Source organism: Streptomyces sp. NPDC052042 (assembly GCF_044548345.1).
Lineage (GTDB): Bacteria > Actinomycetota > Actinomycetes > Streptomycetales > Streptomycetaceae > Streptomyces.
Map to the genome: position 1 here is coordinate 205,774 of NZ_JBIUBU010000013.1, position 17,316 is coordinate 223,089.

At 71.0% G+C, this 17,316-nt stretch carries 15 protein-coding genes and 2 pseudogenes; 11 read left to right on the forward strand and 6 right to left on the reverse strand.

From position 1 onward, the window contains the following. Nucleotides 1–37 precede the first annotated feature (37 nt). The 3 genes from ACIHCL_RS22315 to ACIHCL_RS22325 form a co-directional block, all read right to left on the reverse strand. Complete coding sequence (locus ACIHCL_RS22315) at nt 38–943, reverse strand: 1-aminocyclopropane-1-carboxylate deaminase/D-cysteine desulfhydrase (RefSeq protein ID WP_399864185.1); 906 nt, start codon at nt 941–943, stop codon at nt 38–40. Between the two features lie 209 nt (nt 944–1,152). Beyond that, the gene (locus tag ACIHCL_RS22320) at nt 1,153–2,349 is read right to left on the reverse strand and encodes a globin domain-containing protein (RefSeq protein WP_399864186.1); all 1,197 of its coding nucleotides are present in this window, start codon (nt 2,347–2,349) and stop codon (nt 1,153–1,155) included. 184 nt (nt 2,350–2,533) lie between these two features. Continuing rightward, complete coding sequence (locus ACIHCL_RS22325) at nt 2,534–2,983, reverse strand: RrF2 family transcriptional regulator (RefSeq protein WP_399864187.1); 450 nt, start codon at nt 2,981–2,983, stop codon at nt 2,534–2,536. Nucleotides 2,984–3,172: 189 nt separating this feature from the next. Here ACIHCL_RS22325 and ACIHCL_RS22330 point away from each other — a divergent pair, with 189 nt between their 5' ends. From ACIHCL_RS22330 to ACIHCL_RS22350, 5 genes and pseudogenes are all read left to right on the forward strand, one after another. After that, the gene (locus ACIHCL_RS22330; protein ID WP_399864189.1) at nt 3,173–4,579 is read left to right on the forward strand and encodes a family 2B encapsulin nanocompartment shell protein; all 1,407 of its coding nucleotides are present in this window, start codon (nt 3,173–3,175) and stop codon (nt 4,577–4,579) included. A 227-nt stretch (nt 4,580–4,806) separates the two neighbouring features. After that, entirely contained in the window at nt 4,807–5,970 is a 1,164-nt protein-coding gene (locus ACIHCL_RS22335) for a family 2 encapsulin nanocompartment cargo protein polyprenyl transferase (RefSeq protein ID WP_399864190.1), read from the forward strand. A gap of 103 nt (nt 5,971–6,073) precedes the next feature. Then, nucleotides 6,074–6,742: a DUF6304 family protein gene (locus ACIHCL_RS22340; RefSeq protein ID WP_399864192.1), complete on the forward strand. Its 669-nt coding sequence runs from the start codon at nt 6,074–6,076 to the stop codon at nt 6,740–6,742. A 379-nt stretch (nt 6,743–7,121) separates the two neighbouring features. After that, nucleotides 7,122–7,368: pseudogene (locus ACIHCL_RS22345) on the forward strand (DUF1648 domain-containing protein); the annotation flags it as partial. Nucleotides 7,369–7,370: 2 nt separating this feature from the next. Beyond that, nucleotides 7,371–7,732, forward strand: a pseudogene (locus ACIHCL_RS22350) (GntR family transcriptional regulator). A gap of 185 nt (nt 7,733–7,917) precedes the next feature. Here the strand turns inward: ACIHCL_RS22350 and snpA are convergent. Further along, complete coding sequence (gene snpA, locus ACIHCL_RS22355) at nt 7,918–8,583, reverse strand: snapalysin (RefSeq protein WP_399864193.1); 666 nt, start codon at nt 8,581–8,583, stop codon at nt 7,918–7,920. Between the two features lie 245 nt (nt 8,584–8,828). On the opposite strand from snpA, the gene ACIHCL_RS22360 reads away from it, so the two are divergent. From ACIHCL_RS22360 to ACIHCL_RS22375, 4 genes are all read left to right on the forward strand, one after another. After that, on the forward strand, nt 8,829–9,782 hold the full coding sequence (locus ACIHCL_RS22360) for a LysR substrate-binding domain-containing protein (protein ID WP_399864194.1): 954 nt from the start codon (nt 8,829–8,831) through the stop codon (nt 9,780–9,782). 616 nt (nt 9,783–10,398) lie between these two features. Next, nucleotides 10,399–11,859, forward strand: a complete 1,461-nt coding sequence (locus ACIHCL_RS22365; RefSeq protein WP_399864196.1) for a choice-of-anchor A family protein — start codon at nt 10,399–10,401, stop codon at nt 11,857–11,859. Nucleotides 11,860–12,070: 211 nt separating this feature from the next. Further along, nucleotides 12,071–12,430, forward strand: a complete 360-nt coding sequence (locus ACIHCL_RS22370; protein WP_399864197.1) for a DUF952 domain-containing protein — start codon at nt 12,071–12,073, stop codon at nt 12,428–12,430. Then, nucleotides 12,427–13,383, forward strand: coding sequence for an NAD(P)H-binding protein (locus ACIHCL_RS22375; RefSeq protein WP_399864198.1), 957 nt, complete (start codon nt 12,427–12,429; stop codon nt 13,381–13,383). Before ACIHCL_RS22370 ends, ACIHCL_RS22375 begins: the two co-directional genes overlap by 4 nt. Before the next feature lie 55 nt (nt 13,384–13,438). On the opposite strand, the gene ACIHCL_RS22380 is transcribed toward ACIHCL_RS22375, so the two are convergent. After that, nucleotides 13,439–13,918 carry a VOC family protein gene (locus tag ACIHCL_RS22380; RefSeq protein ID WP_399864199.1) on the reverse strand — a complete coding sequence of 160 codons (480 nt, stop codon included), beginning with the start codon at nt 13,916–13,918 and terminating at the stop codon, nt 13,439–13,441. A 115-nt stretch (nt 13,919–14,033) separates the two neighbouring features. Here ACIHCL_RS22380 and ACIHCL_RS22385 point away from each other — a divergent pair, with 115 nt between their 5' ends. Both ACIHCL_RS22385 and ACIHCL_RS22390 read left to right on the forward strand, forming a co-directional pair. Continuing rightward, nucleotides 14,034–14,198 (forward strand): hypothetical protein, encoded by a 165-nt coding sequence (locus ACIHCL_RS22385; protein WP_399864200.1) that lies wholly within the window; start codon nt 14,034–14,036, stop codon nt 14,196–14,198. A gap of 473 nt (nt 14,199–14,671) precedes the next feature. After that, complete coding sequence (locus ACIHCL_RS22390; RefSeq protein ID WP_399864202.1) at nt 14,672–15,289, forward strand: lytic polysaccharide monooxygenase auxiliary activity family 9 protein; 618 nt, start codon at nt 14,672–14,674, stop codon at nt 15,287–15,289. 710 nt (nt 15,290–15,999) lie between these two features. Here ACIHCL_RS22390 and ACIHCL_RS22395 read toward each other — a convergent pair. Then, nucleotides 16,000–17,103, reverse strand: a complete 1,104-nt coding sequence (locus ACIHCL_RS22395; RefSeq protein WP_399864203.1) for a hypothetical protein — start codon at nt 17,101–17,103, stop codon at nt 16,000–16,002. Nucleotides 17,104–17,316 lie beyond the last annotated feature (213 nt).

Sequence of the window (17,316 nt, forward strand, 5' to 3'; positions counted from 1 at the left end):
CTGCATGGGCCGCCGTCGGCCCCCGGCGGGCAGTGGCTCAGGGGCGGCCCGTGATGACGGCCGCGACCGTGGCCCCTGCCGGGAACACGCCCTCCTCGGCCAGCGCGGTGAGGGCGAACAGCAGCTTGGCGACGTAGAGCCGCTCGACGCGCAGCCCGTGCCGCCGCTCGAAGTCGTCCGCGAACGCGTGCAGCTCCGGGGGCGTACGGGCGTAGCCACCGAAGTGGAAGCGCTCCTCCAGGGACCAGCTCCCCGAGGGGCCGCCGAACGCCTCCCGTTGCAGCTCCCGTACCGCGTCACCGAGGAACTTGCCGCGCAGCACCGGTACGCCGAGCGCCCGCTGCCCCGGCGCGAGACCGGCGGCGAGGCCGGCGAGGGTGCCCCCGGTGCCGCAGGCCACCGCGACCACGTCGGCCCGCCCGTGCAACTCGCGCCCCAGTTCGGTGCAGCCCCGCACGGCCGGGGCGTTGCTGCCGCCCTCCGGGACGACGTGGCACTCCCCGGAGCCGGGGACGAAGGCGTGGCACAGCCCGGCCAGCACCTCCGGGTCGGCCTTCGCGCGGTAGGTCGCGCGGTCCACGAAGCGCAGGGTCATCCCGTCCGCGGCGCACCGGGCGAGCGAGGGGTTGAGGGGGCGGTCGGCCAGTTCGTCGCCACGTACCACCCCGATGGTGCGGAAGCCGAGCAGCCGGCCGGCGGCGGCCGTGGCCCGCAGGTGGTTGGAGTACGCCCCGCCGAAGGTCAGGACGGTGCGCCCGGCCGCGGCCCGCAGATTGGGGGCGAGCTTGCGCCACTTGTTGCCCGGCAGATCGGGGTGGATCAGATCGTCCCGCTTGAGCAGCAGCCGCACGCCCCGGCGGGCGAACCGGTCGTCGTGGGCCTCCTCCAGCGGGGAGGGCAGCCAGGGCCGCAGCAGCGCGTCGGGGTCCAGGGGGTGGTTCACCCGTTCATTGGACCAGGTACCCGCCGACGGCCGCCGAGGGGTGCGGCTCCGAGCGGTGCGTTCCCGTGCCGCGCTCCGCGTCCGCGTACACGTGCGTGCGGCGCGGACGACGTCCCGCGCCGCACGCACGCATCACCGCGGCTGACACGTGCCACCGCCTCGTGTGGGCGGTGGCACGTGCCTCGCGGGGCGCTTGAGGGGCGCCGTGCTCAGTCCTGGGCGAGCCAGAGGTCGGGACCGAACACCTCGTAGTGGATGTCGGCGGCCGGGACGCCCTTGGCCAGCAGTTGGGTGCGCACGGCGCGCATGAACGGCAGCGGGCCGCACAGGTAGGTGTGGGTGCCGGGCGCGATCGTGAAGTCGCTCAGGTCCACCAGGCCGGTGCGGTCGGCGGGGTGGTGGGACTCCGGCTGCTCGTACCAGAAGTGGGTGGTGGCGTCGGGGAGCTTGCCGGCGAGCGTGACGTGGTCGTTGCGCAGTGCGTGGTCGGCGGGGGAGCGGTCGCCGTGCACGACGGTGACGGGGGCGCTGTGGCCGGTCGCGGCGAGGTGCTCCAGCATCGACAGCATCGGGGTGCAGCCGATGCCGGCGGAGACGAGCAGCAGCGGCGCGTCGGCGGAGTCCAGCACGAGATCGCCGTACGGGGCGGAGACCCGCAGCCGGTCGCCGACCCGGACCCCGGCGTGCAGGTGGCAGGAGACCTCGCCGTCCGGGGAGCCGCCGCCGTGCACCCGCTTGACGGTGATCGAGCGCAGCGGCGACCCCGGCGCGCTGGAGAGGCTGTACTGGCGTATCTGCCGTGCTCCGTCGGGGAGTTCCACCTGCACCGAGACGTACTGCCCGGGGCGGAAGTCGGGTGCTGCCGCCCTGTCGGCCGGGCGGAGCCGGAAGGTGGCGACGTCGGCCGTCTCCTCGGTCCGGTCGACCACCTCCCACTCGCGCCACACATCACCGGCGACCACGCCCTGCTGCTCGTACAGCCGCTTCTCGAGCGAGATCAGCGCGCCCGCCATCAGCCAGTACACCTCGTCCCAGGCAGCGGCGACCTCCGGGGTGACGGCGTCGCCGAGCACCTCGGCTATGGCGGCGAACAGGTTCTCGTGCACGAGGGGGTACTGGTCGGCGGTGACGCCGAGCGAGGCGTGCTTGTGGGCGATCCGGCTGAGCATCACGTCGGGGCGGGTGTCCGGGTGCTCGACCAGGTGGGTCGCGAAGGCGGCTATGGAGCCCGCGAGGGCCTGGCGCTGGGCGCCGGACGTCTGGTTGCCGCGGTTGAAGAGGTCGCGCAGCAGCTCCGGGTGGGCGGTGAAGAGCTTGCGGTAGAAGAGGTCGGCGATGTCCCCGATCGCCGCTCCCACGGCGGGGAGGGTGGCGCGGACGGTGGCGGTCGACTTCTCGGACAGCATCGATGACTCCTTGGTCCCTTGGGGCTCGGCAGTGCCGGTGAGCACGGTGCTCACGGCCGGAAAGAGAATTGGTATGTGAGATTCGTATTTTTGGGCAGGGCGAATCCGGGCCTGTGGAGCCCGGAGGTCTCGGGGGCGGGTCGGGAGGCGCGGGGGCCACTGGCGCGCCCGCGCGCGGGGCGGCTCAGCCGGGGGCTGGTCGGACGCTGCTGAGGCTGATCAGTACCGGTCCGGTGGGCGAGGCGACGAGTTCCTCGATGGTGATCGGGTCGAGCGAGGCGTAGAAGGCCTCCTCGGCCTGACGCAGGGCGCCGCGCAGTCGGCAGGCCGAGCGCAGGGGGCACGGTGTGGCGCCCTCGCACTCCACGACGTCGCCCGGGCCCTCCAGTTCCCGGACGATCCCGCCGATCGAGGCGGTGCGGCCGGTTCCGGTGAGGCTGAGCCCGCCGCCGCGACCCCGGCGCGCCTCGATGAGGCCGAGGTGCTGGAGCCTGGCGACGACCTTCGCCGCGTGGGTGTACGGCACCTGCATGGTCGCCGCCACCTCCCGGGTGGTCGGCGGATCGCCGCTCTCGGCGACCGCGAGGCGCATCAGTACGCGCAGCGCCACATCGGTGAATTTCGTCAGCCGCATGACCGCCACGGTAGATAAGTTGCATCCAGGATGCAACTTAAGGTTGTGCGCCGGTGCCGGCGGGGCCGCCGGGCGCTGTGCCCAGCTCAAACCGCAATTAGTCACACTCTTTTGTGTAATGGTGTGCCGCCCTCCGGTGCTGAAAGGCTTCTTCGCGCAGGTCAGCCGAGTATTTCGAGAGGACGACAGATGTCCGTTGGCGAAGAGGTTCAGCACGCGACATTGCCGCCGCAGCAGAGTCTGGGCACGGCGGCGGCGCGGAACCTCGCGACGACCACCAAGTCCGCCCCGCAGATGCAGGAGATCACCTCGCGGTGGCTGCTGAAGATGCTGCCGTGGGTACAGGTGCAGGGCGGCACCTACCGGGTGAACCGGAGGCTGAGCTACTCGGTCGGGGACGGCCGGGTGACGTTCGTGCAGACCGGTGACCGGGTCGCGGTCATCCCCGCGGAACTCGGAGAGCTCCCCGCGCTCCGGGACTTCGGTGACGAGGAAGTGCTCGGTGAACTGGCCCGGCGGTGCCGGCAGCAGGACATCGCCCCGGGGCAGGTCCTGGCGGGCGCTGGGGATCCGGCGGACCGCGTCTACCTGCTGGCGCACGGCAAGGTCGAGAAGGTCGGCGCCGGCCGGTACGGCGGCGAGACGGTGCTCGGGGTCCATGCCGACGGCGCCTACTTCGGCGACCGCTCCCTGGTCGACGGCGAGGCCGTCTGGGAGTACACGGCCCGCGCGCTCACCGCGTGCACGGTGCTGACACTGAGCCGGGCGGACGTCCTGAACCTCGCCGAGCGGGCCGATTCGCTCCGTGCGCATCTCGCCGGGCTGCTCAACGTCCCGCAGCAGCGCACCAACAAGTACGGCGAGGCGGCGATCGACCTCTCCGCCGGCCATGTCGGCGAGGCCGTGATCCCGCACACCTACGTGGACTACGAGGTGTCCCCGCGGGAGTACGAACTGAGCGTCGCGCAGACCGTGTTGAAGATCCACAGCAGGGTCGCCGACCTCTACAACCAGCCGATGAACCAGACCGAGCAGCAGTTGCGGCTGACGGTCGAGGCGCTGCGCGAGCGGCAGGAGCACGAACTGGTCAACAACCGCGAGTTCGGCCTGCTCCACAACTGCGACTACGGGCAGCGGCTCCAGCCGCACGACGGCGTGCCCAGCCCGGACGACATGGACGAACTGCTCTCGCGCCGCCGCGGATCCAAGCTCTTCCTCGCGCACCCCCGGGCCATCGCGGCGTTCGGCCGCGAATGCAACAAGCGCGGTCTGGTGCCCGAGAGCGTGGAGGTCGGCGGACATCACGTACCCGCCTGGCGGGGCGTGCCCATCTTCCCGTGCAACAAGATCCCGATCAGCGAGGCCCGGACCACGTCGATCATCTGCATGAGGACGGGTGAGGCCGAGCAGGGCGTCGTCGGACTCCAGCAGTCCGGCATCCCCGACGAGATCGAGCCCAGCCTGTCGGTCCGGTTCATGGGCATCGACGAGCAGGCGATCATCTCCTACCTGGTGACGGCCTACTACTCGGCGGCCGTCCTCGTCCCGGACGCCCTCGGTGTCCTGGAGAACGTCGAGGTCAGCCGCTGGCGGTAGCCCCTCGGGGGCGGGACGCAGCGGTCCGGCCCCCGCACAGCCTCCGTCCCGGGCCGTCGGACCCGGGACGGCATCGGGAGGACGACGCCTCAGTGAAGACGCACCACGCAATCCCCTCACCCAGCCCCCGGCCCCCGGGCGACGACCGCCCGGCCCCCTCCGCCGCACCAGGCGGCGGGCGTACGGCCGTTCCACCACCCCCGCCCGACGGCCGCCCGGCCGTTCTCATGAGCCTGGACGGCATCGATCCGCCCGTCCTCGCGAGCCGGGACGGCGGAAAGAGCCCGGTTGATGCCATGGCCCTGAGCGACGATGGTCCGGCCGTCGCCACCGCACCGCCCGCACCGCCCGCGCAGCCCGCGACCGAGGAACCGGGCCAGGACGCCGCGGCCCTCCTGGAGCGGACCCGGGCGCTGGTCGATCCCCGACTCCGCGCCGCCGTCGATTCCCTGCCCGGATCGATCCGCCGCGTCGCGATGTACCACTTCGGCTGGCTGCGGGCCGACGGCACGCCCTCGGCCGGAGGGGCGGGCAAGGCGATCAGGCCCGCGCTCGTGCTCGCCGCCGCAAGGGCCCTGGGCGGCGACCCGCAGCGCGCGGTACGGGCGGCCGTCGCCGTGGAACTCGTCCACAACTTCACCCTGCTGCACGACGACGTCATCGACGAGGACCGTACACGCCGTCATCGCCCCACGGCCTGGGCGGTGTTCGGCGTCCCCGCCGCGATCATCGCCGGGGACGCCATGCTCGCCCTCGCCCAGCGGCTGCTCGCCGAGGACGACGGCCCGGTCGCCGCCCGCGCCTCGGCGAGGCTGTCGGCCTGTGTCGTCGAACTCTGCGCCGGGCAGCAGGCCGACTGCTCCTTCGAGGACCGCGACCCGGACGAGGTCTCGTTGGACGAGTGCCTGGCCATGGCCACCGCCAAGACCGGTGCTCTGCTCGGCTGCGCGTGCGCGCTGGGGGCGTTGTGCGCGGACGCCGGTGAGCGGGCGGTCGGCGCGATGGACGGGTTCGGCCGGGAGACGGGCCTCGCCTTCCAGCTGATCGACGACCTGATCGGCATCTGGGGGGATCCGGAACAGACCGGAAAGCCCGTCGGGGCGGATCTGGCCGCCCACAAGAAGTCCCTGCCGGTGGTCGCCGCGCTGACGTCCGGCACTCCCGCCGCAGACCAACTCGCCGCTCTGTACCGGGGATCCATGAACACACCCGCGGAGGTGAAGCGCGCCGCCGATGCCATCGAGCGGGCCGGGGGGCGGGACTGGGCCCAGGTCTGCGCGGCGGACCGGATGGCGCGCGCGTTCCACCACCTCTCGCGAGCGGTACCCGATCCGGACCGGGGCGGTGACCTTCTGACCCTGGCGGAGTTCGTCACCCGCCGTACGCACTGAGCGGGGCGGCGAACGCCGGACGGCGGACGGCGTGCAAGGCCCCGTGGAACGAAGTGGAGGGCGACGGAGCGACTGTCATGGGCACGGGCTACAGTCCCTGCCCATGACAGATGAGTCATGGGCAGGGTGGTACCGGGACCGGCAGGGTTCCGACGCCGTCGTCCTCACCACCGACGGACAGCACATACGCCTCCGGACCAGGGGCATGGACTTCGAGGGCGAGAGCTTCGACGGGCTCGCCCCGGTGGCCGGCCCGCCTCCGCCCGACAACCTGTTCGTCCTGGCCGACGGTGTACTGGGCGACTGCGTCCTGGAGTGGGACCTCCCGCTGCCGGTCCTCTGGGACGGCACCGTCCATCAGGCCACCCTCAGCTGTCTGTTGTCCCTGCGCCGCCCCGATCCGTACCTGTACCTGGAGCTGCAGTTCGGTGGAGCCGCCTACGGATCCCGCCGCGCGGAGAGCGACTTCGCCTCCGCACTCGCCACGATCCAGCGCTTCCTGCCGCCCGGCGCCCGGCTCCAGACCTGCATCGCCTGCGCCTTCTCGGACTACTCACCGGCCTCCGGCCGGGGCCTGTCCGGTGGGCTGGCCTGCTTCCGGGGCGCCAAGGACGCCTACCGCGCAGCGGTCGGCGAGGGCGATGTTCGCGCCCTGTGGGACCGACGCACGGGGCTCGTCCAGGAGATCTGGAGCTGTCGTGAGTACGAGTCCCGGCCGGAGGAGGGGGCGGGCACCGGGCACCGGGGCGCGTTCCCCCTGGAACTGGTCTGAACCGGCGGCGCTCCGAGCGCGGTGACCGACCGTCATGATCGTGCGCGAACTCTTCTGAATTCTCTTGAACCGGCCTGTGAACCGGCCTTGCATCGTCTTGAACGTCCTTGTGCGACTGGTGAAGTGACCGGTCGTCGGCGCTCCGCCCCGCGATCGTGCCGGGCGGAGCCGCCCCGTCCGGGCCGGCCGGCCATCGGCCCGAGACGCGGGGCTCACGCCCGCCACCCCCGACGAGAACCAGGCCCGCCCCTCCCATCGCCCTTCGAGGGCCGCCGCGGGCCGCCCGCGTACCCGCATCCGCGCACCACGCCCACGGCTCGTGCCCGTGGTCCCGGCGTGCGGCCGCATCGCCCCCGGCCCTCTTGTGCAGCTCATTGTGCCGCGGCTGAGGGTGCCGCTCGACCGGATCGAGCGGCACCCTCAGCCGGGATATCAACCCCGCCGCCGAGTACGGCGGATGGGGCTACCGCGTCCGGCCGGGGCGCAGCGGCCTCATGCTCCGCTCGGGTGAGGGCATCGTGGCGACACTGGTCGGCGGCCGGGAGTTCGCGGTGACCGTCGATGACTCGGCGACCGCCGCCGCGCTCCTCAACGCCCTGGTCGACCGACGGCGGGCGAGGCGCTGACCATGCTCTTCCGGGTTGATCCGACATCCACCGTGCCGCTCGGCGACCGGATCGCGGCCTCCGTCCGCCGCGCCGTCGCCGACGGCAGGGTGACCCCTGGCGAGCGGCTGCCCGCCGCCCGGGTCCTTGCCGAGTCCCTCGGGGTCAACGTCCATACCGTGCTGCGCGGTTACCAGCAGCTTCGCGAGGAAGGGCTGATCGAACTGCGCCGGGTCCGCGGCGCGGTCGTCACCGGCGGCGCCTCCCCGCAGCACGCCCGGCTGCTGGAACGTGTGCGTGAAGCGGTCTGCGACGCACGTGGGTTGGGGATGACGGGGGGGGCGAACTGCTGGCCCTGGTCCGTGCCGCGCTCACCCATCCGTAGCCCTTCGGCAGACTTGAGCGCATCGATGGGGGCCGCGCGCCGTGGGACCGCGGGTCGTCCGGCGTCCGATCGGTGCTGGAAGAAGGGGCCGTGGGGCAACGGGGGTGGGGCCGCCCCGTCCTGCAGGCGGCCCCACCCGTCATCGGTCGGCCGGACCGGACGTCCCCGGCCGGTCCGGCCTTCCGTCAGGAGGCGTGGCGTGCGAGAGCGGCCGCGAAGCCGTACTGCCACAGGGAGTTGACCCGGCTGCGCTCAGTCGCGTTGGGGTACGCGTTGGTGCAGGACGGGCCGGGGCCACCGCCGGACATCAGCTCGCTGCACGGACCCGAGTAGCGGTCCGGGAGGCCGAGCACGTGACCGGTCTCGTGCGCGGTGACGCGGGTCGAGTTGTACTGCCGGTTCTGCGCGTAGTCGAGGAAGATGTACCCCCTGCCGTGCCCGTCGGTGCTCGCGTACGAGCCGCGCGGGTCGTTGCCCTCGTAGTAGGCGAAGTCGGGGTTCGAGCCCTCCTGGAGACGCACGTTGGACACCGAGCTGTTCCAGATCTGCGCGCTGCTGGCTATCTGGCTGCGGAAGCTCGGAGCGTTCGCCGCACTGTAGACGACTGTGACCGCCTGGGCGCCCGGGTTGGCGGCCTGCTTCTTCGCGACGGACTTGACGACCGCCTCGAAGAACGCCTGGTTGGCGGCGGCGTCCTCGTGCGCCCCGGCCTGAGCGGTGTAGCCGGAGTGGGCCGCCGGGGCCGCGGCCGGTGCGGGGGAGGAAGCGACGGCGGGCGCGGTACCCAGCGCTGCCGCGAGCCCGAAGCCGAGGCCGAGCACGGCCGATATGACGGTCCTGGGGTGTCTCATGGGGGGTCTCCTACCGGTAGCCGATGTGAGGGACCCGTCCGCTGACCGGACGCGAACGGGGGAGGTACGCAGAGAGTGTCTGGGAGCGGAAGCCCGGGCGGATGATGTCAATCTGCGATAGCGCCGCCCTATCACCGGCTCCCGTCCAGAATCCGAAGCATCAGCCAACTCCCCATGAATTCAAGAGATTTGCAAGGGTTCGGGCGTCTGGTGCGAGGGCTGTCCGCCGTCCTACGCTCGACGGCATGGAGCTTGAGGTGAGGCACCTCAGGGCGCTGTGCGCCATAGCGGACGCGGGCAGCCTGCACCAAGCCGCCCGCAGACTGGGTGTGAGTCAGCCCTCCCTGACCACCCAGCTGCGAAGGATCGAGAAGTCCCTCGGGGCCGAACTGTTCTGCCGCGAACGGACCGGCTGCCGGCCGACGCTGTTCGGCCGCGCCGTCCTCAGCCGGGCCCGACCCCTGATCGACGGCATGACCGCACTGGTCAGCGAGGCGAAGGCGGAGGCCGCCGCGGTACGGGCGTCCGGCCCGCGGCTGCGCATCGGCAGCACCGCGAGCCGGGTCATCGGCGACTGGCTGCGCAGACTGCGGCTCCAACTGCCCGGCACCGACATCTCGCTGCGGGTCGACGTATCGGCGAGCGCGCTGCTGCGCGCGGTCGACACCGGCGGACTCGACGTCGCCTTCGTGCACGAGGTCGAGGGCTGCCCGCTGACCGTCCCCGAGGGACTGACCCAACGCGTACTCCTGGACCGTGAACCGCAGTTCGTCTGCATGGCCCGGGACCACCCCGCCGCCAACCGGCCCGTCGTCGAACTCGGGGACCTGGCCGGGGACCGCTGGATGGTCGATCCCACCGTGGACGGCGAGTGGGACGGGCTGCGCCGGGTGTTCGGCGAGGCGGGGCTGGCGCCGACCGTCCTGCACGGCGACTACCTCACCGCCGCGTCCCTGGTCGTGCTCGGCGAGGCGGTGGCCCCGTGTCAGCCCACGTCCGGGCCGCGCGACGACATGGCGATCCGCCCGTTGCGCGACGACCCCCTCGCCGTACGACTGCTGTTGGTGTCCCGGCCGGGCGCCGATATGACGACGGTGTACGCGGAGTTGGAGGCGGCCTACCGCGAGGCGGCCCACCAGGCGGCCGAGTACCACCAGTGGCTGCTGCGCAATCGCAGCCCGCTCGTCTGCGCGCCGTGAGCGTCCGCCGCCGCTGAGCCCGCCGGGCCGGGGTGCGCGAGCGGATCCGCCGCCCTCCTCGACGCACCGTGCACCACGCCCGTCCTCGGCCTCGTGCGGGCCACGCCCGTATCCGGTGCCGCCCCTGCCGCGTCCGTACCCGCATCACGCCCGCCGGTCCCGCACCCAGTCCCGCACTCGGTCCCGCACCCGGGGCCGGGCCCACCGCTTCCGGCCCCGCGTTCGTGCCCGGCACGGCATCACGCAGACCCGGCGCCGCACTCGCCCCGGCGCCCCGCACTCGCCCCGGCGCCCCGACCGCTCCCGGTGCGCTGCCCGCCGTACCCCGGTTCCGTACCCGCGCTCCCGCACGCACCGCCCGTCACCCGCGCAGGTGACCGCTCCGCACGCGCCGTCCCGACACGGACACCACCCGGCCGTACCAGCGGAATCCGTCGCCCTCACCCGCGCGCGCCACCCATGTGCGTGCCTTCCACGCCGGCTGTTCGTCCCTGTGTCCCGCGCCGGGCACGGAATGCGTCCCGGACCGGGCCGCTCGCGAGCGTTTCAGGGTGTTTTGAATCACTATCGGTGTGGCAGGGTGATTATTTGTCAGATAAGATGCATATTGCTCCGTATGGCGACATCTACGTGCAGACGTGGCATCGGTAGGGGCGGCGGCGGAAGCGTGCGCGCGGCGGCGGTGGCCGTGGTGGCGGCAGCGGCGATGGTCGGCGCGCTTGCGCCCACGGCCATGGCCGACCCGCTGCCTGGGGGACTCGGCCCGTGCCTGGGGAGCGACTGCCCGACGAACTGGTCCGATCCCCACAACGGCACCGTCACCCACCACGATGCCAACATCAATGTGTTCGTCGGCGGTGACTTCCTGGTCCGGGAAGCCGCCGCCGAGGCCGAGGGCAAGGTGGTCACCCTCGGCGACTTCGACATGGACAAGCGCCCGGGCGCCTCGCAGATCTACAACGTCGGTGTCGCGGGCGTCGGCTCCCGGGTGCCACCACCCAACGGCTCCGACTACCTCACGGTGGGTGGGAACCTGACCGTGGCGAGCGGCGAACGGCTGCTCGCCGAGGAGGGCGTGAACCACGGGGTGGTGAAGCACGCGCAGAACCTCAGCGGCACGGTGATCCCGACCACGGTCAAGGACCCCGACGCGGCGGCGCCGTACACCGGCCTGCGCGACCAACTGACCCGGGCCAGCCAGTGCTACGCGTACGACGACGGCAAGGACCACCGGCGCCCCACCACCGGCACCGTGAAGAACGCGGGCTTCGAAACGGTCTTCACGGGCGACGGCACCTCCGCGCTCCAGGTCTTCGCCCTGGACGCCGACCTGGCGAGCGCCCAGGGCGGGGCGCAGGACATCAGGTTCGAGAGCATCCCGAAGGGCGCGACCGTACTCGTCAACGTCTACGGCGGCACCCGTGCCATCAGTACCCTGATGGGCTCGCTGCCCCAGGCGGGGCTGCGCGAACGCCTGATGTGGAACTTCCCGGACGCCACCGGGATCGGATTGAAGGGCTCCGGGCAGTTTCAGGGCAGTGTGCTGGTCGGCAACCCGTCGAGCATGACGACGCTCGCGATGAGCGGCACCAACGGCCGCTTCTACACCGCCGGTTCGCTGACCCACACCTCGGAGGGGCAGTCGGGCGGCCAGGAACTGCACGCCTACCCCTTCGAGGGGGACCTGCCCTCCTGCGGCGAGGAGCCCACGACCACGCCGACCCCCACCCCCACCTCGACCGGCACGCCCACCCCGACACCCACCTCCTCGACCGATACGCCCACCCCGACTCCCACCTCCACGACCGGCACTCCGGACCCGACCGGAACCCCGGCTCCCACCGGCAGTCCGACGAGCCCCGGTCCCCAGCCCACCCCCTCCCACAGCTGGCCGTACATGCCCGGCGGGTCCGGTGAGTCCACCGGGGGCGGGCTGTACCAGCCCGGTCCTGGGGGATCGCTCTCGCACACCGGCTTCGACCAGGGGAAATGGGTGCTGGGCGGTATCGCGGCCCTGCTGCTCGCCGCCGGATCGGCGGCCACGCTGATGGTACGGAGGGCGAGCCGGCGCGGTTAGGAGTTGTCCCGCTCATCCCGGGCGGACGCACGATGACGGCCGTGGCACCTCGCAGCGTCGCCGGGGTACCCGCACGCATCCGGTATGCGGGTACCGCCGGGGTGCCCGCACGCATCCGGTATGCGGGTACCCCTTCCGCCTTACGGTGCGTCACATCCGACGCCGCGCGCTGATCCACCACGGATCACGGGACAGCCCGTAGCGTTGGCCCATGGCCGAACTGCTGCTGCACCTCACCGAAGGCCCCCTGTGGGAGGCGGCCCGCGGGCTCGGGACGTACGAGATGTCCACCCGCGGCCGCACCCTGCACGAAGAGGGCTTCATCCACTGCTCGCTGTCGCACCAGCTCGACGAGGTGGCCGAGACGCTCTACGGCGCCGGAAGCCGGGCAGGGGTCAGCGACCAGGACCTGGTGGTCCTTGTCATCGACCCGGCCCGGCTCCCGGTCCCGGTGCGGTACGAATCCGCCGCGTCCGGCGCCGAGGAGTTCCCGCACATCTACGGTCCGGTCCCGGTGGAGGCCGTCGTGGAGGTGCGCCCCTGGCCGAGCGAGGAGGGCGGGTCCGTATGAGCCCCTCGGAACCGGGCCGCTCGGACCGCACCGCGTCCGGCGCATCCTCCGCGGCCCCCTCCGGCGCACCCGTCATCGCCGTCACGGGCGCGAGCGGAGCGGTCGGCGGACGCGTCGCACGGCGCCTCGCACGCGCCGGAGTACCCGTACGGCTCCTCGGCCGCGACCCGTCCCGGCTGCCCGAACTGCCCGGAGCCGTGGCCGCGCCGCCCGGGCCCTACGGCGACGGCGAGGCCATGCGCCGCGCCCTCGCCGGGGCGCACACCCTGTTCCTCGTCTCCGCACACGAGAGCCCGGACCGAGTGCGGGAGCACACGACGGCGGTGGACGCGGCGGTCGCCGTCGGCGTCGAACGCATCGTGTACCTCTCGTTCCTCGGCGCCGCGCCGGACGCCACGTTCACGTTCGCCCGGGACCACTGGCACACCGAGGCGCACATCCGGGTCGCCGAGGTCCGCCACACGTTTCTGCGCGACAGCTTGTACCTCGCCGCGCTCCCGGCGATGACCGGCCCCGACGGAGTGCTGCGCGGTCCGGGCGGCGACGGCCGGGTGGCGGCGGTGGCGCACGAGGACGTCGCGGACGCCGCGACCGCCGTACTCCTCGCCGACACCGAGAGCGACGGCACCCGCCACGACGGGGCGACCTACGACCTCACCGGCCCCGAGGCGTTCACCCTCGCCGAGGCCGCCGAGCAACTCGGCCGGGCCACCGGCCGGACCATCACCTACCTACCGGAGACCCACGAGGAGGCATATGCCTCACGGGCGCGCTACGGCGCCGAGGGCTGGGAGGTGACCGGCTGGGTGACGTCGTACGAGGCCATCGCCGCCGGTGAGATGTCCGCGGTCTCGGACGCCGTGCCCGCCCTCACCGGACACGCGGCGCAGGACCTGGCCACCTATCTGCGCGAACATCCGGAAAGCCACCGGCACTTGTCGGCATCGGACTGACCCGATCCCCACGGTCCGGCCCCGTCACGCCCCGCCCCGTTGCCTGCTTCGCCCCTCAGCCCGCGTCGTGCGCCTTCCGCAGCGCGGCGACGTCCAGCTTCTTCATGGTCATCATCGCCGCCGTGGTCCGGGCGGCCCGCTCGGCGTCCGGGTCGGCGAGCAGATCGATCAACACCTCGGGGGTGACCTGCCAGGAGACCCCGTAACGGTCTTTCAGCCAGCCGCAGGGCCCCTCTTCGCCGCCGTCGGTGAGCCGGCTCCAGTAGTAGTCCACCTCGCCCTGGTCCGTACAGCCGATCTGGAACGAGACGGCCTCGTTGAACGTGAACTCGGGCCCGCCGTTCACCCCGATGAACCTCTGGCCATTGATCTCGAACTCGACCGTCATCACCGATCCCGCGGGTCCGGGCCCGGCGTCGGTGTAGCGCACGGTCCTGCCGCGGCGGGAGTCCCTGAACACCGAGAGGTAGTACTCCGCCGCCTCCTCGGCCTGTCCGTCGAACCACAGACACGTGGTGAAGCCCTGGGTGGTCATCCCTGTCTCCTGTCGTGAGCGCATACCCGCCGGATGCGCATGTCCACTTATATCCCCCGATTCCGCCCAGGGGGCTTGTGGGTCACCCACTGGAGGTACCGGAATCCGCGTCGGTATGGCCATCATCACCGGCAACGCGTTCGAGAAGGCGGTCAACGCGCCGAGCGTCCCATCGAGCCGCTGGTCACATCTTCCGTTCTTCGCCTGGGTGTTCGTCGCGGAGGAGTGGACCGTGCCGCTCCTCGCCGGGGTGTCCGGGGCGGGCTTCGGCGGTCCATGAGTCGCGCCTCGCACCCGTACCGGCGCAACACCGATTGCCAGGCCGTCCGATGACGACGCGTGGCCTTCCCGATGTTGATCGAGAAGGTACCGGCCACCCGGCGCGCGCACACAATCGGGGTAGGAATCCGGCGAGTTCAGTACTTGCGCACGGAGTCGGAATCGGCTGGCACGAGGAACGAAGGATGCTCGAACGGGAGTTGACCGGCCCCGCCCACGCCGTGCGCCGGGGCGCCGCCCGCACCCCGAGCTTTCACCGCCTGCATGGACCACGGTCCGCGACGAGACCCCGCACGACGGACTGCCCGCACACGTGGGTGCCCCACTCAGGAGGCTGTCCGGGGGCAGGCGGCGCGCGCCGTGAGGTCACGGAGTGTGGTGGCGACAAACGATCGCTCGGGAGGGAGTGGGTGTTTCATCCGACTTGGTGCTGGACAGAGACCATCCGCATGCCCACTGCGAGTAAGGACATTCATGACCGAGGCATCCGAAGCACAGCGTCCCGTCGGCGCACCGGGATCGCACACCAGCCACAGCCTGGTGTGCGATCCGCCGTCCCGCGCGCAGATCTACCTCGCCGACTGGCGTGCCAGCGACCTTGAGTCGGGCAAGTTCTTCCCCGCGACCGCGCCCGGCCTGCGTGACCCGTCAGCCTCCGACGACGTGGTGAACGGCACCCCACCCCCGGACGGGAAGATCGCCAGCGCGGGCCGTGCCCATGCCGCTCAGCTCGACGAGGCACGCGCCGACTGGCAGAAGACGACTGTCGGGTCGGGCCATCACCTGGATATCACTTGGTCTCTTGATGTGCCGCGCAAGTCGCGCTGCTGGAAGTACTTCATCACCCGCGACGGCTGGGACCCGAGCCGACCGCTGGCCCGCTCGCAGTTCGAGGAGGAGCCCATCTTCGAGGTGCGTCTCTGTTACGAGCCCTATTGGGGTCCCGACAGCGGCGATCTGGTGGCGCCCAATCCGACCAAGCACACCATTTCGCTGCCTGATCGCACCGGCTACCACGTCATCCTGGCCGTGTGGGAGATCGCCGACACCGGCAGTGCCTTCTACCAGGTCATCGACGTCGACCTGCGCTGACCGGCCACCCGGCAGGCCCCGCGCATGACCCCGGCAGGTCCCGTGCATCGCCGTCGAGCCCGCTGAGCGCCTGCCGGCTGCGGTGCCGGCCCGGTGATGTGTCACGAGCGGTGTGGGGAGGCCCGCCGTCGTGGTGCGGGCGGCCTCCATAGGCGCCCGCCGCAGAAGGCTACCCCCGCCCTTACGGGGACACCCGGGCCGTGGGCCCGGGAGAAGTCGTTGGCCGAAGGGGCCGGCAAGGTTGCGGGTAGAGGAGAAGCCGGTTTGGGTGGCCTCGTCTCCCATCTGTCTCCCATGCGCTCTTGAACGGCTGAAGGGGCCCATCCGGTCAACCCGGATGGGCCCCTCTGTCATGCCGTCCGACCTGGGCTCCCGGTGTAACCCGGAAGGCGGACGGTCGGGCCTTCTTGGTCTCCCAGTGACGGGCCGGGCCGGGTCGGTGACCTGCGGGGATCTTCCCTGCGGGCCGCTGACCTGGCCCTTTGCTGTTGGGCAGCGGCGGGCCGCGACGGACCTGATCGGGTGTCCTGCGGACTGTGTGCGGACTGGGCCGAGAGCCCCCGCTTGCGTCTCAGCGATCACCAGCATGACGCAGCGTAGAGCCGACACCGGGAGCGATGGATGCGATCCGGCAAAGCCGCAGTCGTCGGTTCCAGGAGGTAGGCATGGAGCCCTGTCTCCTGAGCAGGCTCATATTTACAGGGGTGCGCTTAATTTCGCGCCCACGCGTCGAGAAGCATTGCCAAACGCGTCGTGTGCTCGCAGAGCTCCTGGCCCAGCGTGGTGAAGTCGTGCGCCGGGTAGTATTCCTCGACCAGCCCGTAGTACGGCAAGCTCAAAGACAGCCGAGGCACGACCCGTTCCTCGGGGGTGTAGTGAACGAGCGTGTTACGGAAGCCCCGCCCATCCGCGTGCATGATGGTGACGCTCGACTGATGACTCAGGATGGCGTTCAAGAGGTCCAGGGACGTGCTGCTCAGCTTGCTGCCGTACTCGGCCTTGAGCTCAGTGAGACTTGAGAGCACGTGGTAGAGCGTGATGAACCTGAGTTTGAGCATGGTCTCGGCCGAAGTAGCTGTCTGGTCAGCCGACAACATCACGTCGAGAAAGTTGAGCGAGCATTGAAAGGCGGATAGTGAAGCCGTTAGCTCATCTGATAGGGCCGGATCGAAGAGGCGCTTGAAGTATCGCTCAGACCGCCGGTCCCTGCTCTTGAGCTCTCCGAAGTTCATGGCGGTCATGAACGACGATCCGTGCCACGGCAGTGACTCGGTCACCTGGTCCACAAAGCGCGCTTGGGACTCAGCCACGGCCATGAGAGTACGGCCGATGACAGGGATGTCGGACGTAGCGATAGTGGGGATGCCCATGAAGAAGCTGGCCACCTGGGTTGTCGTCACCAGCCGACCTCGGTACCGCCACTCGCCAAGGTCGGTCTCCAACACTCGGGCCGGTGGAAACCAGGTGTTATTGAGGAACCTCTCTCGACCGGCGGAGATGATCGCTGTGAAGTCACCGAGGACGCCAGCGTGGCCAACCTTGGATCCATCGAACAGCTTGACGCTGTGTCGCGCTTTCTCAATCACGGCTTCGTGGCTGTAAGTCAAGAGCGCCGCTCGCTGCGGGTCGATGGCCTTTAGGGTCCTATGCGACTCGTGGATGAAGAGCGAGAGGTAGTTGTTCATGCAGAAGGCCGGAATGACCGAGTTTTCCTGGTCCGCAAGTACGCTCCCGAGGAAGCGGCGAGAGAACATGAGATCACTTTCGAGGAGCTGAGTGGCTATAACGTTCTTAAGGCTGGCGCTCGTGCTCATCCAAGTTCCTTTTGGTGATACTCGTTGATCAGGTTGGGCTGCGCGCTATTGATCCGAAACGCTTTGGGTTCAGGCTCGTTGACGGTGTGTGAGTGATCTGTTGGGGGATGCGCGGACGTGGTCGCCGGACGCGCAGGAGGCTGTGCGGTTGCTTGCGGTGTCCGCGCTGGTGGAGGGCCGGGACCGTGTAGAGGTCGCCGCTCTGTTCAAGGT